This is a genomic window from Agrobacterium sp. ST15.13.015 (assembly GCF_027871645.1).
In the GTDB taxonomy this organism is placed as follows: Bacteria; Pseudomonadota; Alphaproteobacteria; order Rhizobiales; family Rhizobiaceae; genus Agrobacterium; species Agrobacterium leguminum.
This window is the reverse complement of record NZ_JAQAHF010000001.1, coordinates 408,367-430,646: the sequence shown is the minus strand read 5'-3', so window position 1 is coordinate 430,646 and position 22,280 is coordinate 408,367. Positions and strand designations below refer to the sequence as shown.

The following is a 22,280-nucleotide window of genomic DNA, read 5'->3' as shown; positions in this document are numbered from 1 at the left end:
GTGATTGCATAAGATTTTCAGAGCAACCGCTCGCACCACATATTCACCGGGTTGCCGACAGCCCGAAAAACCATATCAGAACCGGCTGACGCCTTTTTCCGCCAGCCCCTTAAGGTCTTGTGATGGACGCAGGCTTGCAGAAGAGAGTGAGCCATGGCGCGCTGCTGTTTGCGGTGCTGGCCGTTTGCCTTGCCATAGGCGCAACGGTGCTGCTGGCCAATGACAAAAAGCACCTTAAAAGCCTGCTGGCCTATCTCAATCTGACGCCCGCCATACAATCCGCCACGCCACCGAAGATGAAGCCCGTCAAACGGCAGAAACTCGCCACCCAGAAAGTCTCGCTGCCGCCGCATCTGCTGAAGTTCGAGCAAGTGGGCGACAGAGCATCTTTTGCCCGCGATTTCGTTGTTTCCGGCAAGGAGCTTTGCGAGCGCTTTACAGCCGCAGGTTTCTCCAACCCGCAGGGCTGGCACGCGAGCCCGGTCAACATCCGCAATTTCGAATGCATGGCCGATCTTGCGGCAGGAAACGCATCGGACCCGGCCGAGCGGGCATCGCTCTTTCTTGAAATCAGGGGCGAAGCGTCCGGAGAAATTCGCTCCATCAGGATGAAGGCCGTTGCGCCCAAGACACCGGACGGGGCGGCCGTTCTGACGAAGCTCGATGAAGCGCTCGCCATGATTATCGGACAGACACGCTGGGCCGATCTGGCGGACATGCTGGAGCCGGCACGCCGGATGCAGCCCTATCAGGCACAACATTTCGGTATTTCGGTTTCCATGAAACCGGAACCGACGGCGCCGCATCGCCTGAACGTGATTTTGCTCGCAAACGAACAATCGCCGGGATTGAAGCTGACACGCAGTTTCTTTGACCGGGATCGCTGGCTTAACCCAGCCGCTCCACCGCATCGGCCGGCGCTCTATGCGTCCGTCAAGAAAGACCGTGTCCGGTGAGGCGAAGGCCGCTCAGCCTATTGCAGCCAGCTTGCGCCGCACCGGCGGAATCCTGTCGCTTTGCTGGGCCTGACGTTTGGCCTCCCACTGAAGTGCTGTGCGAACAATTGTCGCCAGATCGTTGAAGCGGGGACGCCAGCCCAGTTCCGACTGGATACGCGACGAATCCGCCACCATGGTCGCAATATCGCCCGGGCGACGCGGACAATGGATGATCGGAAAATCGCGTTCCGATTCCCGCTGCACCGCCTGCAGGACATCCAGAACCGAATAACCGACGCCATAACCGCAATTAAGCGTGCGGGTGCCGCCACCGGCGCGCAGATGCGCCATGGCCAGCATATGGGCGTCGATCAGGTCGCTGACGTGAATATAGTCGCGGACACCGGTGCCATCGGCGGTCGGGTAATCCGTTCCGTAAACTTCCACCTGGTCGCGGCGACCGGTTGCGGCTTCGCAGGCGACTTTGATGAGGTTCGCCACGCCCGTGGGCGAAGGCCCGGCGCGGCCCTGCGGGTCGGCTCCGGCGACGTTGAAATAACGCAGCGCCACATAATTGAAATCATGCGCCTGCACGACATCGCGCAGCATGATTTCAGAGGCGAGTTTCGACAGGCCGTAGGGGTTCTCCGGGCTGAGGATCGCGGTTTCAGGAACCGGGCCATCAAAGGGCTGGTTTCCATAGACGGCGGCTGTCGAGGAGAAGATGAAATTGCGGATTCCATGGGCGACCGCCGCAGCGACGAGGGCGCGGGTCGTGCCCGTATTGTTTTCGTAATATTCGAGCGGCTGGCTGATCGATTCAGGAACGCTTACAGAGCCCGCGAAGTGGAAAATGGTCTCGATCTGGTTTTCTTCGAAAATCTGGTCCAGCAGGGCGCGGTCCGCCGCATCGCCCAGATAAAAACGCGCCGCCGGCGCAACAGCCCAGCGCGACCCCGTCGAAAGCCGGTCGACAACAACGACCTCTTCCCCGGCATCGAGCAAAGCCCACACCATGTGGCTTCCTATATAACCGGCCCCACCCGTGACCAGAACAGCCATGACACTACTTCCCTGTTTGCTTTTCTTGAGCTCATCAAAGCCAATAATTCTTCATCATTGATTACTTGCACAGCGAATACGCGACCAATCCCCCGCCCCATTTAAAAGGTGGCTTACGATTGGTTAGCACAATGAAGTGCTTTTTATCGATTAGTGAAAATGTTCTCATAAATGGAACAAGGAGCGCATATCACAGAAAATCCCCCACGTCGATGGTTGCGCCGTGGGGTTGCAGTTTTAGGTCTTCGCTGTGATTTTGTTGTCGATTTCCCTACCGCAGCGCGATCCCGGCGCGGCAGGAGAAACCATTGCACGGAAAGCCGACGCTTACCTGCCGAGGATATAGGATGCCAGCCGGCCAGCCGCGTCTTCTATCTGCCTGGGGTTGCGCAGGAAGCAGGCCCGGAGAAACAGTTCCCCTCCCGGACCGAAGGCCGTGCCGGGCGCAAGACCAACCCCGGTCTTGTCGACGATATCGAGCGCCGTCGCCCGGCTGTCGGTTACGCCGTCAATCTTGAGAAAGGCGTAAAGGGCGCCGTCCGGCTTCAGGGTTTCCACACGGTTCGTCGCGATGAGCGCATCGCAGAGAATGTCGCGGGATGTCAGAGCGCGTTCGTAATTCTCACGGACGAAACCATCGCCGTGATCGAGGGCGGCGACCGCGCCGCGCTGCATGAATTGCGCCACGCCTGAGGTGGAATATTGAATGAGATTCTCGATGACCTGACCGATGGCCGGCGGGGCGACAAGCCAGCCGACGCGCCAGCCAGTCATGGACCAGTTCTTCGAGAAAGAATTGGCGAAGACGATCTTGTCTTCCGGCTCCATGACGTCGAGGAAGGACGGCGCACGGCTGCCGGAATAATGATAGAGCGCATAAATCTCGTCAGCGACGATCCACAGATCGTGTTTGCGGGCGAGAGCCAGAACGTCGCGGAGATTGTCGAGCGTCGCCGTCCAGCCGGTCGGGTTGGAGGGCGTATTGATGAAAAGCGCCTTCGTCTTATCCGTGATCGCGCTTTCCAGCCTGTTGATATCGAGATCCCAGCGGCCGTCGCGGAAATCGATACCGACCGGAACCGCCTTCGCACCCGCCACGCCGATGGCAGCCACGATATTCGGCCATGTCGGAGACAGATAGACCATTTCGTCGCCCGGCGAGGTCAACGCCTGCACGGCAAGCACGATGGCCTGCATGCCGGAACCGGTCGCGTAAAAATGCTCCGGCGGCAGCGATGCTGCGAAATGGCGCTCGTAATAACGGCTCAGCGCCTGCCGCAGTTCGGGAATGCCACGCTGCCAGGTATAGAAGGTTTCGCCATTATTCAGCCCGTCGATGGCAGCCTGATTGATGAAGTCCGGGCTCGGCAGATCGCCTTCGCCGACCCACAGCGGCAGGAGATTGTCCCGCCCCCGGGCATAATTCACGACTTCAACAATGCCGCTCTCGGGAGCCGCCAGAGAGCGCGCACTCAGACTGTTCAAAATGGACATTAAAGACACTCCGTTTGGTGCCTTCTTATCGCATCGAACCAGCCGTGTGCATGATATTCCGTGAGGCGATCATGGATTTTCTTTATGGGTCATCCCCGGCAGGAGATCGCCGGCCGCATGGGCCGACACATCAGGCCGGGGACGATGGCGACAATCAACGCGTCTTCAGCAGATCGCGGATTTCGGTGAGGAGCTTGACGTCTTCCGGCGGCGGTGCTGCTTCCGGCTTTTCCTCGACCTTCTTGCGCTCAACGGACTCACGAAGCTTGTTGACGCCCTTGACCATCAGGAAAATGATCCAGGCCAGGATCAGGAAGTTGATGAGAACCGTCAGAAAGTTGCCGTAGGCGAAGACGGCGCCCTGCTCGCGGGCGGCGGCGAGCGAGGGGGCGTTGACGTTGGAACTCAACGGCAGGAAGTAGTTCGAAAAATCGAACCCGCCGAAGATCGCGCCGACAATCGGCATGATGAGATCGTTGACGACGGAGTCGACGATCTTGCTGAAAGCCGCACCGATAATAACACCCACGGCCAGATCCATGACATTGCCGCGGGCAATGAAGGTTTTAAATTCGTTAAGCATTCAGATTGTCCCTCTCTCCTGCTTCGCGAGCTGAAGCTATGTGACTGTCCCTACGGGTCAAACCATATAGGGTACGGGCTTCATTTGGAATCCGCGGGATTGCATTTATTAGCTTTTTTGCACGCTCACCTTGAACTTTATGCTCAGACCGCGCTCATTCTCAACGGCGCGGAATTCGCCTATGCTTGATATCAGGGAATTCTTGCATAGGGAGGATGCGTGCTTCCTGGGTGGATCATATTCGGTTCGGCCTTCGCTTATGTCCTGCTGCTGTTTGCGGTTGCAAGCTATGGGGACAGGAAGAGCCGCAAAAGAAACGCTCCGAACAAGGGGCGTCCGTTCGTCTATGCGCTCAGCCTGGCGATTTATTGCACCTCCTGGACCTATTTCGGCGGCGTGGGGCTTGCGGCAGACAGGGGGCTGGAATTTCTCGGCATCTATACCGGCCCGATACTTGCCTTCACCATCGGCATGCCGATCATCCGCCGCATCGTCGAACTGGCGAAAACGGAAAAGCTGACGTCCGTTGCGGATTTCATCGCCGCCCGTTACGGCAAGAACTCCACAGTGGCAATGATCGTCGCCATCATCGCTCTCGTTGGCGCCATTCCCTATATCGCTCTGCAACTGAAAGCCGTTTCCAGCTCGGTTGCGACGATGGTCGATCCCGGCGATTACGGCATTGGCAGCGGCAATCTTTATTTCCTCGATCTGCCGCTGGTCGTCACCATCGTCATGGCGGGGTTTGCCGTCATGTTCGGCACCCGCCACACCGATGCCACCGAGCATCAGGACGGGCTCATTCTGGCGATCTCGATGGAATCGCTGGTCAAGCTCGTCGCCATGTGCACCGTCGGCTTTTATGTGCTGTTCGTGCTCTTTGACGGTCCCGTGCATCTGTGGCAGCTCGCCTCCGATAACGAACAGGCCATGCGGGCCATATCCTATCACACGCCCGTCAGCCGCTGGATCGTTATGACCCTGCTTTCCGGCTTCGCCATCATCCTGTTGCCGCGCCAGTTCCACGTCACCGTGGTTGAAAACCGCACGCCACAAGAGCTGCGCATGGCTGGGTTCCTGCTGCCGCTTTATCTCATCGCGATCAACATCTTCGTGCTGCCGATTGCGCTGGCCGGCATTCTGACGCTCGGCGCCAATGGCGATGCCGATCTCTACGTGCTGCAATTGCCGCTCAATCACCAAATGCCGGTCGTGTCGCTGATCACCTTCATCGGTGGATTTTCGGCGGCGACCGCGATGGTGATCGTCGCCTCGGTGGCGTTATCGATCATGATTTCCAACGATATCGTCATGCCGATCTTCCTGCGGCAGAAGCTCCTGAACCGTTCTCCGCACCGGGACGACTTCGCCAAAACGCTGCTCAACATCCGCAGGACGGCAATCTTTGCGGTGCTGCTTCTGGGCTATGGCTATTATCGCGCCGCCGACAGCGCCACGGGCCTCGCCTCCATCGGCCTTCTCGCATTCGCCGCCATTGCGCAGATGGCCCCTGCCTTGTTCGGCGGGCTGTTCTGGCGGCGCGCCAATGCGCGCGGCGCAATCGCCGGCTTAAGTTCCGGCTTTTTCGTCTGGGCCTATCTGCTGTTCCTGCCAAGCTTCGGCGGGCCGGATAATTCCGAGGTCGCGGCGAATATTCTCGGCTTCCTGTTTTCCGGCAGCACGGTGTTCAATGGGCCGGAAGCCGACCCGTTCGTGAATGCGGTCATTCTCAGCCTGCTCGTCAACAGCCTTGCCTTCGTGCTCGGCTCGCTTTCGCGCAATCCGAGGCCTGTGGAGCGCATCCAGTCCGGCATCTTCGTCAAACGCCATTCGAAATCGCAATTCGCCACGCGCGGCTGGAAAACCCGTGTCAGCGTCGGCGACCTCAAAAGCGCGGTGGCGCGCTATCTCGGCGAAGAGCGCATGCTGCGGTCACTCGCGACCTATGAAAAGACGGCGGGCAGGAAACTCAATGACGACCAGCCGGCGGACATGGCGTTGATCCATTTCTCCGAACAGTTGCTGGGCAGCGCCATCGGCTCCTCCTCCGCCCGCCTGGTGCTTTCGATCATTCTTCAGAAGGCGGAAGATACCAGCGCGGACACGGCATGGCTGCTCGATCAGGCAAGCGAGGCCCTGCAATATAATCAGGACATGCTGCAAACGGCGCTCGCCCAGATGGATCAGGGCATCGCGGTTTTCGACAGTTCGCAGCAGCTGACCATCTGGAACCGGCGCTTCCGCACGCTGCTGGATTTGCCCGAGCAATTCGGGCAGGTCGGCGTACCGCTGACGGATATCGTTTCGATGCTGCAGGAACGCGGCGACATGCCCGAAGGCGACACGAATGAGCTGATTACCAGCTTCCTGACCATGGACCTGCCCTTCTCTCTGGTGCTGGCGGGCGGCGAGCGTATCATCGAAGTGCGCTCCAACACCATGCCGGACAAGGGCATTGTCGCCACCTTCACCGATATCACCCAGCGTGTGGCGAGCGATCAGGCGCTGAAACAGGCAAACGAGACGCTGGAGCAGCGCGTGGCGGAGCGAACAGTGGAGCTTACCCGCGTCAACCGGGAACTGGCAGAAGCGAGGGCATCCGCCGACGAGGCGAATATCGGCAAGACACGGTTTTTCGCCGCCGCCGGCCATGACATTCTCCAACCCTTGAATGCTGCCCGCCTCTATTCCTCCTCGCTGGTCGAACGGCTTGGCGCATCGGGAGAAAGCGATCTCGTCCACAATATCGATTCGGCGCTGGAATCGGTCGAAACCATTCTCGGCGCGGTTCTCGATATTTCCCGTCTCGACACCGGCTCGATGAAGGCGCGCATGACATCCGTGCCGCTGAATGAGCTGCTGAAACGCATCGAAACCGATTTCGCGCCGATGGCGCAGGAAAAGAACCTCGACCTCGTGGTCATGCCAACCTCGCTCACGGTCCGCTCCGACCCCAATCTCCTGCGGCGTCTGATACAGAATCTCGTTTCCAACGCCATCAAATACACGTTGAAGGGCAAGGTGGTCGTCGGTGCGCGCCGCCGGGGCGGCGAAGTGGTCATTCAGGTGACGGATTCCGGTATCGGCATTCCCTCTTCCAAGTTTCGCACTGTCTTCAAGGAATTCGCCCGATTGGACGAGGGCGCAAGAACAGCATCCGGCCTCGGGCTCGGTCTTTCGATCGTCGATCGGCTGTCGCGCATGCTGCACCATCCGGTACAGCTGATTTCCACCCCGGGAAAAGGCACGACCTTCCGCATCCACCTGCCGCGCGAGGCGGATCGCCTCGTACCGGCTAAAGCCGATAGTGGGTTAACCAGTCCGGCAGCCAGCGACCGCCTTCAGGGCGTCCGGGTGCTCTGCATCGACAACGAGCCGAAAATCCTCGAGGGCATGACGCTGCTCTTGACGGGATGGGGTTGTGAGGTTTTACCCGCAGGTTCCGTGGCGACGCTGGAGGAGCCCTTCCTCACTTTGGCCGCAGCCCCCGACGTCATCGTCGCCGATTACCATCTGGACGATGGCGACGGCATCAGCGCCATCCGCCTCATCAGGACATTTTACGGCAAGACGATCCCGGCCCTGCTGGTGACGGCGGATCGCAGCCCGGAAGTGCGCAGCGATGCCGAAAAATACGGGATTTCGGTTCAGCACAAACCGGTCAAACCGGCAGCGCTGCGGGCCTATATCAACCAGATATCCAGTACGGTGCGGGCAGCGGCCGAATAAAAACTCCCGGACCTTGCGATCCGGGAGCGGTTTTGACCTTCAAAAAACAGACGTATCAGGCCGCCTGATTGTAGCGATCCCTGCCGGTCGCCGAACCCTGTTCCATCTGGAACCGCTGCACCAGATCGAGCAGTGCTTCCACCTCTCCTGACAATACCCGGCTGGCCGCGCTCGATTGTTCGGCAAGCGCCGCATTCTGCTGCGTCATCTGGTCCATCTGGTTGACGGAGCTGTTGACGTTATGAAGCGCGGAGGACTGGTCCTGCGTTGCCGTCGCGATGGTTTCGACATGCTGGCTGACGGTAACGATCTGCTGGCTGATGGCGGAAAGAACCGTGCCCGCCTCCTGTACCAGCTTCGAGCCGGAGCTGACCTCATGCGTCGACTGGTTGATGAGCTGCTTGATCTCGCGGGCCGCGTCGGCGGAGCGCTGGGCGAGCTCGCGCACTTCCTGCGCCACCACGGCAAAACCCTTACCCGCCTCGCCTGCACGCGCCGCCTCGATGCCGGCATTGAGCGCAAGAAGGTTGGTCTGGAAGGCAATATCGTCGATGACCTCGATGATCTGCTCGATCTTGCGCGAGGCGTCTTCGATGCGTCCCATGGCGTCGACGGCGTTGCTGACGACCGAACCGGAACTGTCGGCGCTCTGCTTGGTGATGCGCACGGCCTCATTGGCCTCCCGCGCCCGCTCGGCCGACGATCTGACTGTAACCGTGATTTCGTCCACGGCGGCGGCGGTTTCTTCCAGCGAGGCGGCCTGATTTTCGGTGCGCTTTGACAGATCGACCGACGATTGCTCGATTTCAAAGCCGCTATGCTGGATGATGAGCGTGCGCTCGCGGATCTGCCCCAGCGCATCGCGCAGGTTGAGAAGAGATTCGTTGAAATCCGTGCGCAGACGATCAAGACGACCAGCGAAAGGAGTCTCGATCGTGCGGCTCAGATCGCCACGCGAGAGCCTGCCGAGGCCGGAAGCAATCTCGCTGACCGCAAACTCGATCTGCCCGTCGAGCTCCTGTTTCTCGGCGTCGTTGCGGTGACGTTCGGACTCGGCTGCGGAGCGTTCCTCGGCGCTTTTGCCTTCAATCGCCAGTTTCTCGATCGCATTCTCGCGGAAAATCACCAGCGCACGGGCGATGTTGCCGAATTCATTGGTGTTAGTGGCATAGGGGATCGGCGTGTCGAGATTGCCGTCCGAAAGGGACTTAACCGCATCGGTCAGCTTGCCAAGCGGCTGGAGCGTGCGCTTGATGACAAAATAGGCGAGCAATCCGACGCCGAGCATGGCGAGCGCGCCGCAGATCAGCATCATGTCGCGCAGGCTGTATATCTGCGCATCGTAGACATCCATGGGAACGCCCACGAACAGGATGCCGACGGTTGCGCCGGTCTTGTTCGTAACCGGCATGTAACCGGTCATGTAGCTGGTGCCGAACAGCGTGGCGGTGCCGAAATAGGCCTCACCCTTGGAGACTTTCGCAAAAGCGGGATGATCGGTAGCAAGCTTGGTGCCGGCTGCTCTCTCGCCCTTTTCGTTCTTCAGATTGGTGGTCATGCGAATGAACTCGCCGCCCTTGGCTTCAAACACGGTAGAAATACCGCCGTTACCGGCTGCGGTGCGGTCGACGAGATCATTGTCGCGCATCGTTCCGATGCTGGCGCGACCCACACTTTTGAGGTCCCCATCCACCATTTCGAGGGCGACGCCGCCGACCTTCAGTTCGTAAAGGATCGCCATGCTGCGCATTGCGCTGTGCGTATCACGCAGCGCGGTGGTGATGATGTTGTCCTTCAAGCGAATGTAGGTCGAAAAACCAACTGCCGCCACGCTGAGCGTGATCAGGCCGATCGTCAACGCGACGACCTTGCCGGCAACGGACTTAAAGAGCCGGTTGTGCATGAAACAGTTCCCCAAAACCAAACTTATAAAAGTTCTAGTAGGCAACTGTTAAAAAAACGCGAAGCGTCGGTAGCGCCTTTTAGGGGGGCACAAGCCGGGCCGGCGCCTGCCGGCTTATGAGGGACGGGAAAACCCGTCCACCATCAGTGGATATAACCGAGCCGGATGGCCTTGGCGATCGCCTGGATACGGTTGACGGAATCGAGCTTGATCGTCGCCGAACCGAGATAGGCGTTTACGGTATGCACGGAAAGCCCGAGCTTGACCGCGATTTCTTCGCTGATACGGCCGTCCCCCGCCAGTTGCAGACAGGCGATTTCCCTCTCGCTCAGCGCTTCCGAAGGCGCCGCCTTGCGCTCGTCCAGCGCCAGCATGTCCACCATGATCTCGCAGCATTTGATGTGCTGTTCGATCACGACCTCATTGTCGAGAACGAGGTTGGTGCCGCAGAAGACAATGTAACCGTTGCCGATGGTGCCGAGCCGCACCGGGAGCGCCAGCCCCGCATAGGGCAATGTGTCGTTCTCGATACGGCGCAGAAGTGCGGGCACATCGGGAAGATCGGCAAAGCCGCCGGCATTCTTGTTGCGCCAGATGACCGGCAGGAGCGATGTCTCGATATGATCGAGAAGAATGTCGCCGACGGCGCGGATGAACTGCGCGCTCTGCTCTGCGGCATTCATGCCCCAGTTTTCCAGCTCGCAGGTCAGCTTCTTCTTGTTCGGGAAACCGGAAGCCGCAGCCTTCGTCACCACGAAATTGCGCGCGCCGACCAGCTTCTGCATGGCGACGAGCTTCGGAAAAAGATCCGACCGGCTCGTCACGACAGGGCTGCGGTAAAACATGCCCGTCTGACCTGAACCCTCATTGTCTTTCGTCTGTACCATCCGTCCGACCATTATACGAGGTTGTTGCGCACGGCGTAGGCAATTGCCTCCGAGCGGGTTTTCGTCGCGGTTTTACGCATCACGCTTGTAATGTAATTATTGATCGTATTGCGCGAAATGCCAAGGATCATCGCAATTTCATCGCTCGTCTTGCCTTCCGCAATCCAGAACAGGCATTCGAGCTCGCGCTCCGTGAGATCGATATCGCGCACGGTTTTTGCTTCGCTGGCAATGCCGAAGCTGACGCAATAGCCCGTCAGCAGGGCGATTTCGCGCAGCCTTTCCGGCGAAGGCACCGCTTCTTCGGGAAACAGCAGCAGCAGCGAAAGCCGGATGCGTCCCACACAGAAAGACAGCGCCGAATATTGCCGGTCTATGCCGTAGGGGACAGAAACATCGTCTGGAAGGAAGAGCAGCCGCGGCTGCAGAAGCGAAAGGCATTTCTCCATTTCGCTCGATCTGTTCTGGCTGTTGGCCAGTTCGACACCAAGCCTGCGGACCAGATCGAAAGGCCAGTCGGAGGTGACGATGAATTTCAGTCCGGTTTCTTCGAGAAGATCATCCCGCGCCAGCAGATAATGCGAGGCGCCAGCGTAGGTTACGAGCAGATCCAGTGCGCCTGCAACGTTACCGGCAGCAGCCGTGGCTGCGACGTTTTTAGCAAGCTGATCGCGCGGCAAGGGTTTACCCATGCCCTCCATAGGCTTGGCAGACAGCCTGCGGATATCAACATCGACTTTCAATCGCCTACGCCCTCTTGCTCCCAGTGGGAGATTATACCTCGGGATGGAATCATTCCATTCGAGAAGCTTACCAAAATGGGACGGCAAGCCCCCGGAGACCGAATCACTTCATTTTATGGAACGGACTGGGATTTGCCATTACCTGACACCAGCCTTTCCACGTATTTCCCTGCTCGTCTATTACTAAAAAAACATACTGAAAAGCTGTTCAATCCATAAACGGCATTCTCAGCCAATTCCCAGCAAACTGTATCGTTGCTGAATTTTTTGTAAACACTGTCCTGAAACGAGATTGCCACGGCTCGCCCGCCAAGCATAGTGAAAAGCCCAAAAACGGAAAAAAGGCCGGGTAAAACCGGCCTTTTCGATATTATGCTGCTTTTTCCACCGCCCATTTGCGCAGGATCTTGGCGGCTCTTTCTTCGCTGATTTCCACCATGCGGGAGAGCCTGCGTTCCGGTCCTTCGCGAACCCGGCGGTTGAATGTGCCCTCGCCATCGCCGCCCGCCAGAAGGTCGTCGGTGCTGTCGAAGCCGAAATCCGCCCCGAAACCTTCCATGAGACCGCCTGCGCCCGCATCCATGCCGGGAGAGAAATCCGGCAGTTCGAGACCGGCGGCCTCCTGGCTGAGCTGGCCTGCGGCGGCACCGTTGCCGGTCACCGTGCGGACCAGAGGGCGTACGCCGAGCCAGACGACAAGGAAGGCAACCGCGACAAAGGCGAGCGAGTTGATGATGCCGGCGGAATTGCGGCTCAGCACTTCCATGATGCCCGGGCCGGTTGCGGCCTCATCCAGCAATTGCGTTTCGAGGAAGTCCATCGCCGTCAGCGAGACGATGTCGCCACGGTCGGAGGAAATGCCTGCCGCCGAAGTGACGATCTTCTGCATTTCGGCAAGATAGGCGTCGATCTTCGCCTGATCGGCGGGCTCGCCGACCATCTTGGCGATCCGGCCCTTGTTGACGACGACCGCGACCGAAATCTTCTCGACAGTGTAGCCGTTCTTGACCGTGGCTACCGTCTTGGAATTGATCTCGTAATTGGTCTGCTCTTCCTTCTTGGCCGACTGGTCGGAGGACTGCGGACCGCCGCCGCCGCCCTGGGGTGCTGCCTGCGGTACGTTCTGTTCCACGGTCGCGGCCGTATCCGGCTGCGTTTCCTGGGACTTCTGGTCTTCCTTTACCGTGCGCACGGAGCGCTCGACGCGCGATTCCGGATCGTAGACGGTTTCCTGAATCTGACGGCTGTCGGTATTGAGCTGCGCCGTGACGCTGGAGCGGAAATTGTCCATGCCGAGGAAAGGCGCCAGCGCCTTGTCGATATTGGTTTCGATTTCCTGCTGCACATTCTGCGCCAGCGTCAGCGAGCGGTTCATGGCGGCATTGGTGACATCGTCGCCGGAAGCGAGAAGCTGGCCGGTCGAATCAAGCAGGGTCACATCGTCGACTTCAAGGCCGGGAACGGCCGAGGCGACGAGGTGACGGATGGAGGCGGACGCCTTGCGGCCGGCCGAAGCACTGGCGCGAATCATGACCGATGCGGTGGGCTTCTGTTCGCCACGGCGGAAATTGCCGACGTCAGGCATGACGATATGGACGCGTGCGGCCGCAATGCCGTCGATCTGCTGGATGGAGCGGCCGATCTCGCCCTCAAGGGCGCGAACGCGCGTCACTTCCTGCATGAAGGAGGTCAGGCCGAGAGAGCCGACATTGTCGAAAAGCTCATAACCGGCATTGGCGCTGTCGGGCAGGCCGCGCTCAGCCAGAAGCAATCTTGCCTTGCTGGTGAGGCCGACGGGAACCTGAAGGCTGGAACCATCGGTCCCCACCTGAAAGTCCAGACCCGATTCGGCAAGCGCAATGCTGATCTTGTTAAGGTCGCTTTTTTCAAGCCCCACATAGAGGGTCTCGTAAGCGGGACGGTTCACGTAAAGAGCTGCGGCAAGGATGATGGCCATGGACACAACGCCCACGCCGCCCAGCATCAGCAGCCGTGTCTGCCCCAGCGCCGCGACATTCTTTAAGACCTGAGGGATTTGATTTAACAGATTCATTCTGTTCCGCACCGTCATTCATAGAGTCCGAGACCTTTTGGCCCCGTCGTGACAATAGGGTGCGAAGCTTGCGCGAGCGTTGCCTTTCTCCGCATTCCGCGAAGGACGGCAACGCTGGCCGAAATAGTTCTAGAAGAGGTCGAAGTCGCCCGATGCCTTGTCGAGCGGCTGGGAATGGCCATGGCGGAAGGCCGCGCCGAGCGCCTTCTGCATTTCGGCCAGCTTGACGAGGCTGAGGGCGGTGGAAACATCCACGATCCAGTCTCCGGGGATGGAACCGGTGATGGTATCGATGAATTCCGCAAGGCCGCGGGTTTTCTGGACGGCAAGGTCGATGCCCTGCAGCAGCTTGACGCCTTCACTGGACAGTTGACCGCTGGTCACTTCAAGCAATTGCGGCTCGATGCGCTCGATAAGATAGGCGACGTCGTGCAGTTCCGATACCACGCGCATCAGAACGTCCGGCAGGGCTTCTTCGAACGGAGTGGCGGCGGTGTGCTCTGCAAGCTGCATTGGAAACTCCGTGACTAGAAAAATTCGATGTCGTTGGCGACTGGCTTGGGGGCCGGCACCGGACGCGTTTCCATGGCAACCGTCTTCTGGGTTTCCGCGCCGCTGAGCGGATGCTGACGTGCACGCCCGGAGACCGGCCAGAATTCGATCTTTCGGCCGTGGTCTCCGCCCGTGGAGGAGCTTAAGACCGGAATACCTTCATCCTTGAGAAACTGCATGGCGAAGATGGCATTCTGCTCACCGACATTGGAGAAGCTGGCAATCGTCTTGGCGCCGCCGAAAACCTTGGCTTCCAGCCGGTCGCGCCGCGCCCCCTGCTTCAGGAGGCCGTTGATCAGGAGCTCCATGAGATGCACGCCGTAACGAGTGGCATCTCCGCCGGTCACATTTCCCGTTCCCGGCAGCAGGAAGTGATTCATGCCTCCCAGGCCGGCAACGGGGTCTCTCAGACAGGCGGCCACGCACGAACCGAGTATCGTCGTCAGCACCACATCGGGATCGCTGACGACCTTATACTCGCCCTGAATGATATGTACGCGCTTGGCCGCAGCTTCAATCATTTCAGCGATCCGAAAACCGCCTCGATGGCAGCGCGCATTTTGTCGATCGTGAAGGGCTTGGCCAGCACGTTGTTGGCGCCGAGCTGGGCTGCCTTCTGCACCAGCGCGCGGTCGCCCTGCGCGGTGAGGATGATGAAGGCGGCCTTCTTGGTCGTCGGGTTAGCCCTGACGGCGTGCAGGAAACCGAGACCGTCCATCTTCGGCATGTTGAAATCGGAAATGACGAGATGATGGGGCTGCTGCTCCATGATCTTCATTCCCTGCTCGCCGTCACCGGCGGCGGTGATCTGCTTGAAGCCGAGCTGTGTCAGCGCATCGCTGAGGAGCAGCCGGCTGGTCACCTGATCGTCGACGATCAGAACTTTGATCTTTTCTGCGAGAGACATTAGTCAGCACCTTCTTTACGGGCAGTGGTTAGTTTCAGGATTTCTTCGCCGATGGAGGCCAGCGGGAGTTGCTGTTCCACGGCGCCAAGTTCATAGGCCACGCGGGGCATGCCGTAGACGACACATGTTTTTTCGTTCTGGCCGACGGTGCGCGCGCCGGCATGACGCATCTTCAACAGCCCGGCTGCGCCATCGCGGCCCATGCCGGTCAAAATGACGCCGACGGCGTTACGGCCGGCAAGCTCAGCCACCGAATCGAACAGCACATCGACGGAGGGTCGGTGGCCGTTGACGGGATCGCGTTCGACGAGCCGGCAGCAGGGTGCGGACCGGTTGGCGATCTGCAAATGGCGCTCGCCGCCCGGCGCAAGATAGATCTTGCCGGTCTGAAGACGTGCACCGTCTGTCGCCTCTTCCACCACGGGGGCGCAGATGCGGTTCAGCCGTTCGGCAAAACTCTTGGTGAAGGTCGGCGGCATGTGCTGGGTGATGACGGTCGGCGGGCAATTGGCCGGGAATTTCTGCAGCACGGCGATCAGCGCTTCGACACCGCCCGTGGAGGAACCGATGGCCACGACCTTGCGCCCAGCCCGATATTCACTGACCGGGACCGGCTGCGGCGCGGCCGCCGCTTCCGGGCGCGCCGCGCGGTAGGCGGCGTGTTGCGAGCGGGCGGCGGCCTTCACCTTGTCGGCCAGATCGCCGAAGGGGCGTGCATCGCCCGGCGCCGGCTTACCGACACAGTCGAAGGCGCCGATTTCAAGCGCAGCCAGCGAAGCATCCGCGCCGCGATGGGTCAGCGACGAGACCATGATGACTGGCATGGGCCGCAGGCGCATGATCTTTTCGAGAAATTCCAGCCCGTTCATTTCCGGCATCTCGATGTCGAGCGTCACGACATCGGGGTTGAGCTGCTTGATGGCCGCGCGTGCTTCCATGGCGTTGCCGGCCTGCCCAACCACCTCGACTTCCGGATCGGCCTTGAGGACAGCCGAAATCAGGCCGCGCATAGTGGGGCTATCATCGACGACGAGTACCCGTGCGAGTGCGCTCATGCCTTCCTCCCCGAAGCGTGACCAGTGAAGCGGTAGGTGGTGATGCCCGTATTGTCGAACAGGTTCTTGGCGTCACCGGAGACGCGTTCGGAATGCCCGATATAAAGATGGCCGCCTTCCGGCAGCAGCCCGGCAAAACGCGACCAGATGCGCATCTGCGTCGGCTCGTCGAAATAGATGACGACGTTGCGGCAGAAAATGACGTCGAAATTGCCTTTGAAGGGCCATTGCGTCATCAGGTTCAATTCGTTGAAGGTGATGAGGCGCTTGACCTTGTCATCGATGCGGAACTTGCGGCGACCGCCGGCATCGACTTCCGTGAACCATTGCTTGCGCATGGCGGGAGACACGGTTTCGAGCGCATTGTCATCATAGACCCCCGCCCGGGCCTGCGCCAAAATCTTGGGGTCGATATCCGTCGCGAGAATCTTGAAATCGTAATCCGCCGCATTCGGGAACATGGCAAGCACGGTCAGCGCGATGGAATAGGGTTCCTGCCCGTCGGAACAGGCGGCCGACCAGATGCGGACACGCCCGCCGCTCTTCGCCCGGGCGATGAGGCCCGGCAGGACCTCGTCACGCAGATGTTCGAAATGATGGTTCTCGCGGAAGAAGCGGGTGAAATTCGTCGTCAGGTGCGACAGCATTTCGCGCCGCGCCTGCGCGCCATCCGGCGAGGACACCAATGCGCAATATTCGCGAAAACCCGACAGGCCGAGATTGCGGATATGCTTCGACAGGCGGGAATAAACCAGCGACGCCTTGGTGTCGTTGAGATAGATGCCCGCATCGGCATAGATCATCGCCGCGATTTCCGACAGGTCGCGTCTCGTCAGCGGGTATTCGCCGCTGGCAAGAACCTCGTCGGGAGACTGGCGCTGATCGCTGAAATTAAGTGCTGCCATGGATGATCCGCTTTCAACCCGTCGCCGCAAGCGACATTTCCTGCTTCAGGGGCTGTCCGCGCGAGGCGCTGACGATGGCATCGACATCCAGGATGAGCGCGACACGTCCGTCACCGAGAATGGTGGCGGCGGCAATGCCCGGAACATGGGTATAGTTGGCTTCCAACGACTTGATGACAACCTGGCGCTGGCCCTGGATCGCATCCACCATCAGGGCGCGCTGGCCGCCGCCTTCCGATTCCACCAGAAGGGCGACACCTTCGACCGGATCGGCCTGGGTCGGGCGGAAGTTCAGCACGCGGCCGACGTCGACCAGCGGGCAGAAGGAGTTGCGGATGGAGATCAGCCGCTGGTTCGCGCCGAAGGAATGAATGTTCTTCGCTTCCGGCTGCAGGGTTTCGACGATTGCCGTCAGCGGCACCACCAGCGTCTGGCCGGCAACGGTCACCACCATGCCGTCAAGAACGGCGAGCGTCAGTGGCAGGCTCATGGTGAAGGTCGAGCCATGGCCGGGGCGCGAGGAGATGCTGATACGGCCGCCAAGCGCCTGAATGGAGCGCTTGACCACATCCATGCCAACGCCGCGGCCGGAAATGTCGGAAATCTTGTCGGCGGTGGAGAAGCCCGGCGCGAAGATCAGATTGTCGATCTCTTCATCCGTCAGGTTCGCATCGGCGGCGATGAGATCGTTGTCGATTGCCTTCTGGCGAACGCGCTCGCGGTTGATGCCCGCGCCATCGTCCTGAAGCTCGATCAGGATACGGCCCGAACGGTGCTTGGCCGAAAGCTTGATGGTGCCTTCCGGGTTCTTGCCCGCCGCTTCGCGTTTTTCCGGCGTTTCGATGCCGTGGTCGACGGCGTTGCGGATCATATGCGTCAGGGGTTCGGCCAGCTTGTCGATGACCGTCTTGTCGACTTCCGTGTTCTCACCTTCGGTGACGAGGCGGATTTGCTTGCCGATCATGTCGGCGACTTCGCGGACGATACGCGACATGCGCTGGAACACCGGCTTCACCGGCTGAGCGCGGATGGCCATGACGCTATCCTGGATTTCGCGCGTCAGCTGCTGCAGCTCGTCGAGGCCCATATTGACGGCAGACGTGCCGCTCGCATCGTTCTCGATGACGCTCTGCGACAGCATCGCCTGATTGATGACGAGTTCGCCGACGAGGTTGATCAGGCGGTCGACACGGTCGAGGTCGACGCGGATGGTCTGGCCGGCGCTCGCATTGGCGGCAGCGTTGGCATTCGCCTGGGCTGCGGCAGGCGCTGCCGCAGCTTCACGCTTTTCGATTGCCGCATTGACGCTCTGGGCGATCTGCGTCGTCGCAACTGCCGTTTCGACGGCTGCGGCAACGTAGGACGCTTCAGCCGTGGCGGTTTCAACAGCGGGCTGCTCTTCCGGTCCGCTATCGAGGGCCGAAAGATCGAACGGCACCGGGATCATCGGAAGCTCTTCCGCGTCGTCTGCGGCATCCGAAACAACCGGCACGATTTCCAGATCGCAATCCCATTCGGCAAATTCGAAGACGCTGCGGATGCCCTCTTCGCCCTTGTCGGTCGCAATCGAAACCGTCCAGGAAAGATAGGATGCTTCAGGATCGAGCTTGTCGAGCGAAGGCAGCTCCGACATGTCGCAATTGATGCTCATTTCGCCGATGCGCGAAAGATCGCGCAGGAGAAGTGCCGCCTCGTTGCCTTTCGAATAAAGCGACGCATGCGGCTTGAAGGTGATCTGGAAGGACGGCGCTTCCATCAGCGGTGTGGTTTCGTCGGCAAAGTCCGTGAAGGAGAACGGGATCGGCTCGAAACCGCTCTCATCCGTCGGCTTGGGTGCGACGGGTTGCGGCGCCTTGACTGCGGCCGGCGCTGCCACAGGCGCGGAGACCTGCACGGTTTCGCCGTTTGCCAGCGCTTCCAGTTCCTTGACGAGGCCGCGGGTGCGGCTTTCATCGACGCTGCCGCCGTCTCTTGCCGCATTGGTCAGGTCCGCCAGCACGTCGGCGGAGCGCAGCATGACTTTCAGAACATCCTGTGTCGGCTCCAGCTTGTTGGAGCGGACGCAGTCGAGGGTCGTTTCAAAAACGTGGGCGAAGGCCACGAGATCATCGAGACCGAAGGCACCCGCCCCGCCCTTGATGGAATGAACGGCACGGAAAACGGCGTTGACGGTTTCCGGATCGCGGTCGCCGTCATTCAATTTAAGAAGCCCCGATTCCAGTTCCGCGAGCTGCTCCTCGCACTCCTGGAAAAAGATTTCCTTGATTTCGTTCATATCCATCGTGAAATGTCCCGTATCAGGCGGTTACGCGTTCAATGGCATCGATGAGTTTCGCAGGGTCGAACGGTTTGACGATCCAGCCCGTCGCACCGGCCTGACGGGCGCGGTTCTTCTTCTCTGCGTCGCTTTCGGTCGTCAGGACGAGGATCGGGATCGCACGATACTTTTCGTTGCGCCGTACACCCTCGATGAAGCCGAAACCATCGAGACGGGGCATGTTGATGTCCGTCACGATAACATCCGGGTTGCTCTGCTCGAGCACTTCGAGGCCCTCGATGCCGTCTTCAGCCTGAATGGTTTCGAAACCGGCATTGTTGAGCGTGACCAGGAGCATGTTCCTGATCGTCCGGGAATCATCCACGGTAAGAACTTTTTTCTTCACTTTTGCATCTCCTTGGGGAGCAAATGGTCAATATCGACGCCTATCAGTTTCATCGTCTTGTCGAATGCATCGGAAACCCTGGCAAAACCGAAGGGCTTGCCATCCTCTTCCCAGGATTTCGCGCCGGCCATTAGGACCTGGGCGCAAAGCGCACCGATACGCTCCACCTCGGAGGCATCTACCGACAAAGGTGCTCCCCTCAACGTCATCAGCTTGCCGTGCAGGGCCGATGCTTCGTTGAGATCCAGCACCGGTGACAGTTTCAGCGTCGCCTCAGCTGCTTTTCTGGCTGCCATTACATGACTCCCTGACGTCTGAATTGTTGGTAATCCTGGCCGTAATCCGTGCGATTATCCGCACGGGCCATAAATGAAGTGTCCTGTCGGTCCGCACCGGACGCCGCTCTCGCCTGTACCTGACGGGCAACGCGGAATTCGCGGATGGTGCGGCCGAGTTCGAGAATGACGGTTTGAAGCGCGTCCGCCTCGGAGGCGCTCGCGCTGATATCGACGGCGTTCCGGCCGGCCTGCCTTTGCTGCTCGCCGATATCGGCGGCAACCGATTGCAGTTCGCCAGCCTGCTCGGCCGTATGCCGGGAGACTTCCGCGATCATGTCGTTGATGCCAGAGACCTGCCGGACGACACCGCCGATTGCGTCCTGCGTGCGGTTGACCATGCGCACGCCGCCCTCAACCTGCGTCTTGGTGGTGCCGACAAGGCTCTTGATCTCCCTTGCAGCGTCGGCGGAACGCTGGGCGAGCGCCCGCACCTCCTGCGCGACGACAGCGAAACCACGTCCGCTTTCACCCGCGCGCGCCGCCTCGATGCCGGCATTGAGGGCGAGAAGGTTGGTCTGAAAAGCGATCTCGTCAATCGTGCCGATGATCCTGCCGATCTGTTCGGCGGATTGTTCGATATCCGACATGGCGTCAATCGCCTCGCCGATAGCCTTGCCGCTTTCGACCGCCGCCTCGCGGGCGCGGGAAACAGCCGTTTCCGTGGCCGATATGCGCGCACCGTTTTCAGCAACGTTCCCGATCATCGTCTGGATGGCGCGGGAGGTTTCGGCAAGGGCTTCGGCCTGCTGGCGGGAGCGCTCGGCCATGGAGCGGCCCATATCGGCAAAGCGCGCGCCGAGCGCCTCGGCCTCGCCGATGCTGTTTTGCGCCGCGATCAGCGATGCGCCAATCGTTTCCAGGGCCGTATTGAAGGACGCTGCAACATCGCGATAGGCTTCCGGCACTTCGCCGCCGATGCGGGCCTGCAAATCGCCTGCGGCAAAGGCCGTCAGCGCTGTGCCCAGCAACTTCGCCGCTTCGGAGCGGTCATTGTCGCGCTGTTCCGCCAGTTCGCGGCCATGGCGCAGGCGCAATTCGTTGAAGCGCAGCGAGACAGCGATTTCGGTATCGACCATCACCAGACGGACGACATTCTTGACGGCTTCCGCCAGTTCACGGGTTTTCTTGCGGTTGCCGGGCAGGATGGAGCGCGGCGCGTGTTCGGCCACCAGCCCGCCGACGAGATGTTCCAGAACCACCGCGTGGCTGGCGATCTGCCAGCGCGGATCGAGACCCATGCGACTGGCATTGTCGGAAAGAACCTTCACCCGCTCGGCATAGAGCGCGTCGAAACGCGCATCGGTCAGAACGCTCCAATGCGAGGATTGCAGATCGTGCAGCCGGTCGAGCTGGTTTTCGCTTTCGAAAGACGGAGAACAGTCCGGCATAGACTGGAAACGGGTCATCACGTCCCGCAGGCCGGCCTTGACGTAAGGCTCCAGCATGCTGCGATAGCTGCGCAGGAAATCGGATTGCGTCTCGTCGAGGCCGGCAAAACGCAACCGTCCCGCCAGGCTTCCGCCTGCCGATCTGCGCGCTTGATCTGATGGCAAATCCTGCCCCAACCGACGTCCCCAACAACATGACGGCCGGTAAAACCCGGCCAAATTGGCCAAGGTTCAGAACGCCAGCACCCTAAGGGGATTTTTGAACGAACATACCCATCGCGGACGATGCGGCATCGACGCTTGCCAGACCTTCTTGAACCAAGAAACGAAAATACCGGATCGGCACCGGTACGGCAGTGCGGCGTCATGCCTGGAAGGGGAGAGAACCCCATTCCGCCGTGGAAATACCATCAATCTTTATGGTTAATTCCTTGCTTGAAAGTTAAGAAACACGGGCGTCGGCGTCAAACGGTAAAATTTGTAAAAGCTTTTAGCCAATGCCGCCCTCACTTTGCCGCAAACGGGCAAAAACGAAAAGGAATCGGACGCTGCGGGCGGTTTTTCCCGCATGCGCGCTGGACAAGCATGTCCGGCTTCCCCTAAAACAAATCAACAGGATATTCGCTCAACGGTGATGCTTTAAAGAGACCTTTACGATCAAGGAGATGCCAACTTGCCATGGATGGAGAAAAGCCGCAGTTCAAGGCGCCATCCGCAAGTGTTGATCGGTCTCGTGGTCGCGAGCCTGCTGGTCATGATCGGCTTTCAGGCGCCGGCCGGCGTCAAGCCCCTTTCCAAAACCAGCCGTCTCGAACGATTGCAGAGCGTCGATCCGGGCCGTTCCCTTTCTCTTCGCCAAAAGGATTGCGATAGCGGCAATGATTTCGGCTGCAGGACCGGCGATGCCGGTTCAGGCCTTCGCCTGGACGCGTTTGCCTCACCCACGCCAAGCCTCAGGGATAATGCCGACGTCTCGCTCGTTGCTGTTGCCATCGTGCCACAAGCTTTCCGAGACTTTGCCAGCGTGGTTCCACGCGCGCCTCCGCATATTATGTATTAGTCATTCCGGCGGTCCTCATC

The 22,280-nt window shown here is 59.8% G+C and carries 19 protein-coding genes; 3 read left to right on the top strand and 16 right to left on the bottom strand.

All coding sequences use genetic code 11. The features are described from left to right. Positions 1-122: 122 nt before the first annotated feature. Positions 123-956: a DUF6030 family protein gene (locus tag PIB16_RS02095; RefSeq protein ID WP_271044895.1), complete on the top strand. Its 834-nt coding sequence runs from the start codon at positions 123-125 to the stop codon at positions 954-956. A 12-nt stretch (positions 957-968) separates the two neighbouring features. Here PIB16_RS02095 and galE read toward each other — a convergent pair whose 3' ends face one another. The 3 genes from galE to mscL form a co-directional block, all read right to left on the bottom strand. Then, a complete protein-coding gene (gene galE / locus PIB16_RS02090; protein WP_220319002.1) occupies positions 969-2,000 on the bottom strand; it encodes a UDP-glucose 4-epimerase GalE in 1,032 nt (343 codons plus the stop codon). 327 nt (positions 2,001-2,327) lie between these two features. Beyond that, positions 2,328-3,494, bottom strand: coding sequence for a pyridoxal phosphate-dependent aminotransferase (locus PIB16_RS02085; RefSeq protein WP_174038792.1), 1,167 nt, complete (start codon positions 3,492-3,494; stop codon positions 2,328-2,330). A 154-nt stretch (positions 3,495-3,648) separates the two neighbouring features. Beyond that, complete coding sequence (gene mscL / locus PIB16_RS02080; RefSeq protein WP_065654472.1) at positions 3,649-4,077, bottom strand: large conductance mechanosensitive channel protein MscL; 429 nt, start codon at positions 4,075-4,077, stop codon at positions 3,649-3,651. A 219-nt stretch (positions 4,078-4,296) separates the two neighbouring features. Here mscL and PIB16_RS02075 point away from each other — a divergent pair, with 219 nt between their 5' ends. Beyond that, positions 4,297-7,806: a PAS domain-containing hybrid sensor histidine kinase/response regulator gene (locus PIB16_RS02075; RefSeq protein ID WP_271044894.1), complete on the top strand. Its 3,510-nt coding sequence runs from the start codon at positions 4,297-4,299 to the stop codon at positions 7,804-7,806. A 55-nt stretch (positions 7,807-7,861) separates the two neighbouring features. Here the strand turns inward: PIB16_RS02075 and PIB16_RS02070 are convergent, their stop codons facing one another. The 13 genes from PIB16_RS02070 to PIB16_RS02010 form a co-directional block, all read right to left on the bottom strand. After that, complete coding sequence (locus PIB16_RS02070; RefSeq protein WP_078051270.1) at positions 7,862-9,709, bottom strand: methyl-accepting chemotaxis protein; 1,848 nt, start codon at positions 9,707-9,709, stop codon at positions 7,862-7,864. A 143-nt stretch (positions 9,710-9,852) separates the two neighbouring features. Next, on the bottom strand, positions 9,853-10,554 hold the full coding sequence (visR, locus tag PIB16_RS02065) for a transcriptional regulator VisR (RefSeq protein WP_003522758.1): 702 nt from the start codon (positions 10,552-10,554) through the stop codon (positions 9,853-9,855). Positions 10,555-10,607: 53 nt separating this feature from the next. Next, complete coding sequence (visN, locus tag PIB16_RS02060; protein WP_065654475.1) at positions 10,608-11,339, bottom strand: transcriptional regulator VisN; 732 nt, start codon at positions 11,337-11,339, stop codon at positions 10,608-10,610. 370 nt (positions 11,340-11,709) lie between these two features. Then, positions 11,710-13,392, bottom strand: coding sequence for a flagellar basal-body MS-ring/collar protein FliF (gene fliF, locus PIB16_RS02055; protein WP_035262795.1), 1,683 nt, complete (start codon positions 13,390-13,392; stop codon positions 11,710-11,712). Positions 13,393-13,521: 129 nt separating this feature from the next. After that, entirely contained in the window at positions 13,522-13,905 is a 384-nt protein-coding gene (gene cheT, locus PIB16_RS02050) for a chemotaxis protein CheT (RefSeq protein WP_035262798.1), read from the bottom strand. A 14-nt stretch (positions 13,906-13,919) separates the two neighbouring features. Continuing rightward, positions 13,920-14,465: a chemoreceptor glutamine deamidase CheD gene (gene cheD / locus PIB16_RS02045; RefSeq protein WP_003522762.1), complete on the bottom strand. Its 546-nt coding sequence runs from the start codon at positions 14,463-14,465 to the stop codon at positions 13,920-13,922. Next, a complete protein-coding gene (gene cheY2 / locus PIB16_RS02040; protein ID WP_003503467.1) occupies positions 14,462-14,851 on the bottom strand; it encodes a chemotaxis response regulator CheY2 in 390 nt (129 codons plus the stop codon). The genes cheD and cheY2 overlap by 4 nt, the downstream gene beginning before the upstream one ends. Beyond that, positions 14,851-15,906, bottom strand: coding sequence for a protein-glutamate O-methylesterase CheB (gene cheB / locus PIB16_RS02035; protein WP_003522763.1), 1,056 nt, complete (start codon positions 15,904-15,906; stop codon positions 14,851-14,853). The genes cheY2 and cheB overlap by 1 nt, the downstream gene beginning before the upstream one ends. Continuing rightward, complete coding sequence (cheR, locus tag PIB16_RS02030; RefSeq protein WP_003522764.1) at positions 15,903-16,811, bottom strand: protein-glutamate O-methyltransferase CheR; 909 nt, start codon at positions 16,809-16,811, stop codon at positions 15,903-15,905. Before cheR ends, cheB begins: the two co-directional genes overlap by 4 nt. A 13-nt stretch (positions 16,812-16,824) precedes the next feature. Beyond that, on the bottom strand, positions 16,825-19,092 hold the full coding sequence (locus tag PIB16_RS02025) for a chemotaxis protein CheA (RefSeq protein ID WP_065654479.1): 2,268 nt from the start codon (positions 19,090-19,092) through the stop codon (positions 16,825-16,827). A gap of 16 nt (positions 19,093-19,108) precedes the next feature. After that, positions 19,109-19,474, bottom strand: coding sequence for a chemotaxis response regulator CheY1 (gene cheY1 / locus PIB16_RS02020; RefSeq protein WP_003493773.1), 366 nt, complete (start codon positions 19,472-19,474; stop codon positions 19,109-19,111). Beyond that, positions 19,471-19,770 (bottom strand): STAS domain-containing protein, encoded by a 300-nt coding sequence (locus PIB16_RS02015; RefSeq protein ID WP_003503483.1) that lies wholly within the window; start codon positions 19,768-19,770, stop codon positions 19,471-19,473. Before PIB16_RS02015 ends, cheY1 begins: the two co-directional genes overlap by 4 nt. Further along, the gene (locus PIB16_RS02010; RefSeq protein WP_271044893.1) at positions 19,770-21,365 is read right to left on the bottom strand and encodes a globin-coupled sensor protein; all 1,596 of its coding nucleotides are present in this window, start codon (positions 21,363-21,365) and stop codon (positions 19,770-19,772) included. The genes PIB16_RS02015 and PIB16_RS02010 overlap by 1 nt, the downstream gene beginning before the upstream one ends. A gap of 517 nt (positions 21,366-21,882) precedes the next feature. Between PIB16_RS02010 and PIB16_RS02005 the strand changes: the two genes are divergently transcribed. Next, entirely contained in the window at positions 21,883-22,260 is a 378-nt protein-coding gene (locus PIB16_RS02005; RefSeq protein WP_078051275.1) for a hypothetical protein, read from the top strand. Positions 22,261-22,280: the final 20 nt, after the last annotated feature.

Bases quoted from the DNA above. Each gene is read 5' to 3' on its own strand.
- cheB (WP_003522763.1), bottom strand. From the start codon at position 15,906: ATGAGCGCACTCGCACGGGTACTCGTCGTCGATGATAGCCCCACTATG.
- cheY2 (WP_003503467.1), bottom strand. From the start codon at position 14,851: ATGTCTCTCGCAGAAAAGATCAAAGTTCTGATCGTCGACGATCAGGTG.
- cheR (WP_003522764.1), bottom strand. From the start codon at position 16,811: ATGGCAGCACTTAATTTCAGCGATCAGCGCCAGTCTCCCGACGAGGTT.
- mscL (WP_065654472.1), bottom strand. From the start codon at position 4,077: ATGCTTAACGAATTTAAAACCTTCATTGCCCGCGGCAATGTCATGGAT.
- cheD (WP_003522762.1), bottom strand. From the start codon at position 14,465: ATGATTGAAGCTGCGGCCAAGCGCGTACATATCATTCAGGGCGAGTAT.
- PIB16_RS02025 (WP_065654479.1), bottom strand. From the start codon at position 19,092: ATGGATATGAACGAAATCAAGGAAATCTTTTTCCAGGAGTGCGAGGAG.
- visR (WP_003522758.1), bottom strand. From the start codon at position 10,554: ATGTTTTACCGCAGCCCTGTCGTGACGAGCCGGTCGGATCTTTTTCCG.
- PIB16_RS02015 (WP_003503483.1), bottom strand. From the start codon at position 19,770: ATGGCAGCCAGAAAAGCAGCTGAGGCGACGCTGAAACTGTCACCGGTG.
- PIB16_RS02095 (WP_271044895.1), top strand. From the start codon at position 123: ATGGACGCAGGCTTGCAGAAGAGAGTGAGCCATGGCGCGCTGCTGTTT.
- fliF (WP_035262795.1), bottom strand. From the start codon at position 13,392: ATGAATCTGTTAAATCAAATCCCTCAGGTCTTAAAGAATGTCGCGGCG.
- cheT (WP_035262798.1), bottom strand. From the start codon at position 13,905: ATGCAGCTTGCAGAGCACACCGCCGCCACTCCGTTCGAAGAAGCCCTG.
- PIB16_RS02085 (WP_174038792.1), bottom strand. From the start codon at position 3,494: ATGTCCATTTTGAACAGTCTGAGTGCGCGCTCTCTGGCGGCTCCCGAG.
- galE (WP_220319002.1), bottom strand. From the start codon at position 2,000: ATGGCTGTTCTGGTCACGGGTGGGGCCGGTTATATAGGAAGCCACATG.
- PIB16_RS02070 (WP_078051270.1), bottom strand. From the start codon at position 9,709: ATGCACAACCGGCTCTTTAAGTCCGTTGCCGGCAAGGTCGTCGCGTTG.
- PIB16_RS02005 (WP_078051275.1), top strand. From the start codon at position 21,883: ATGGAGAAAAGCCGCAGTTCAAGGCGCCATCCGCAAGTGTTGATCGGT.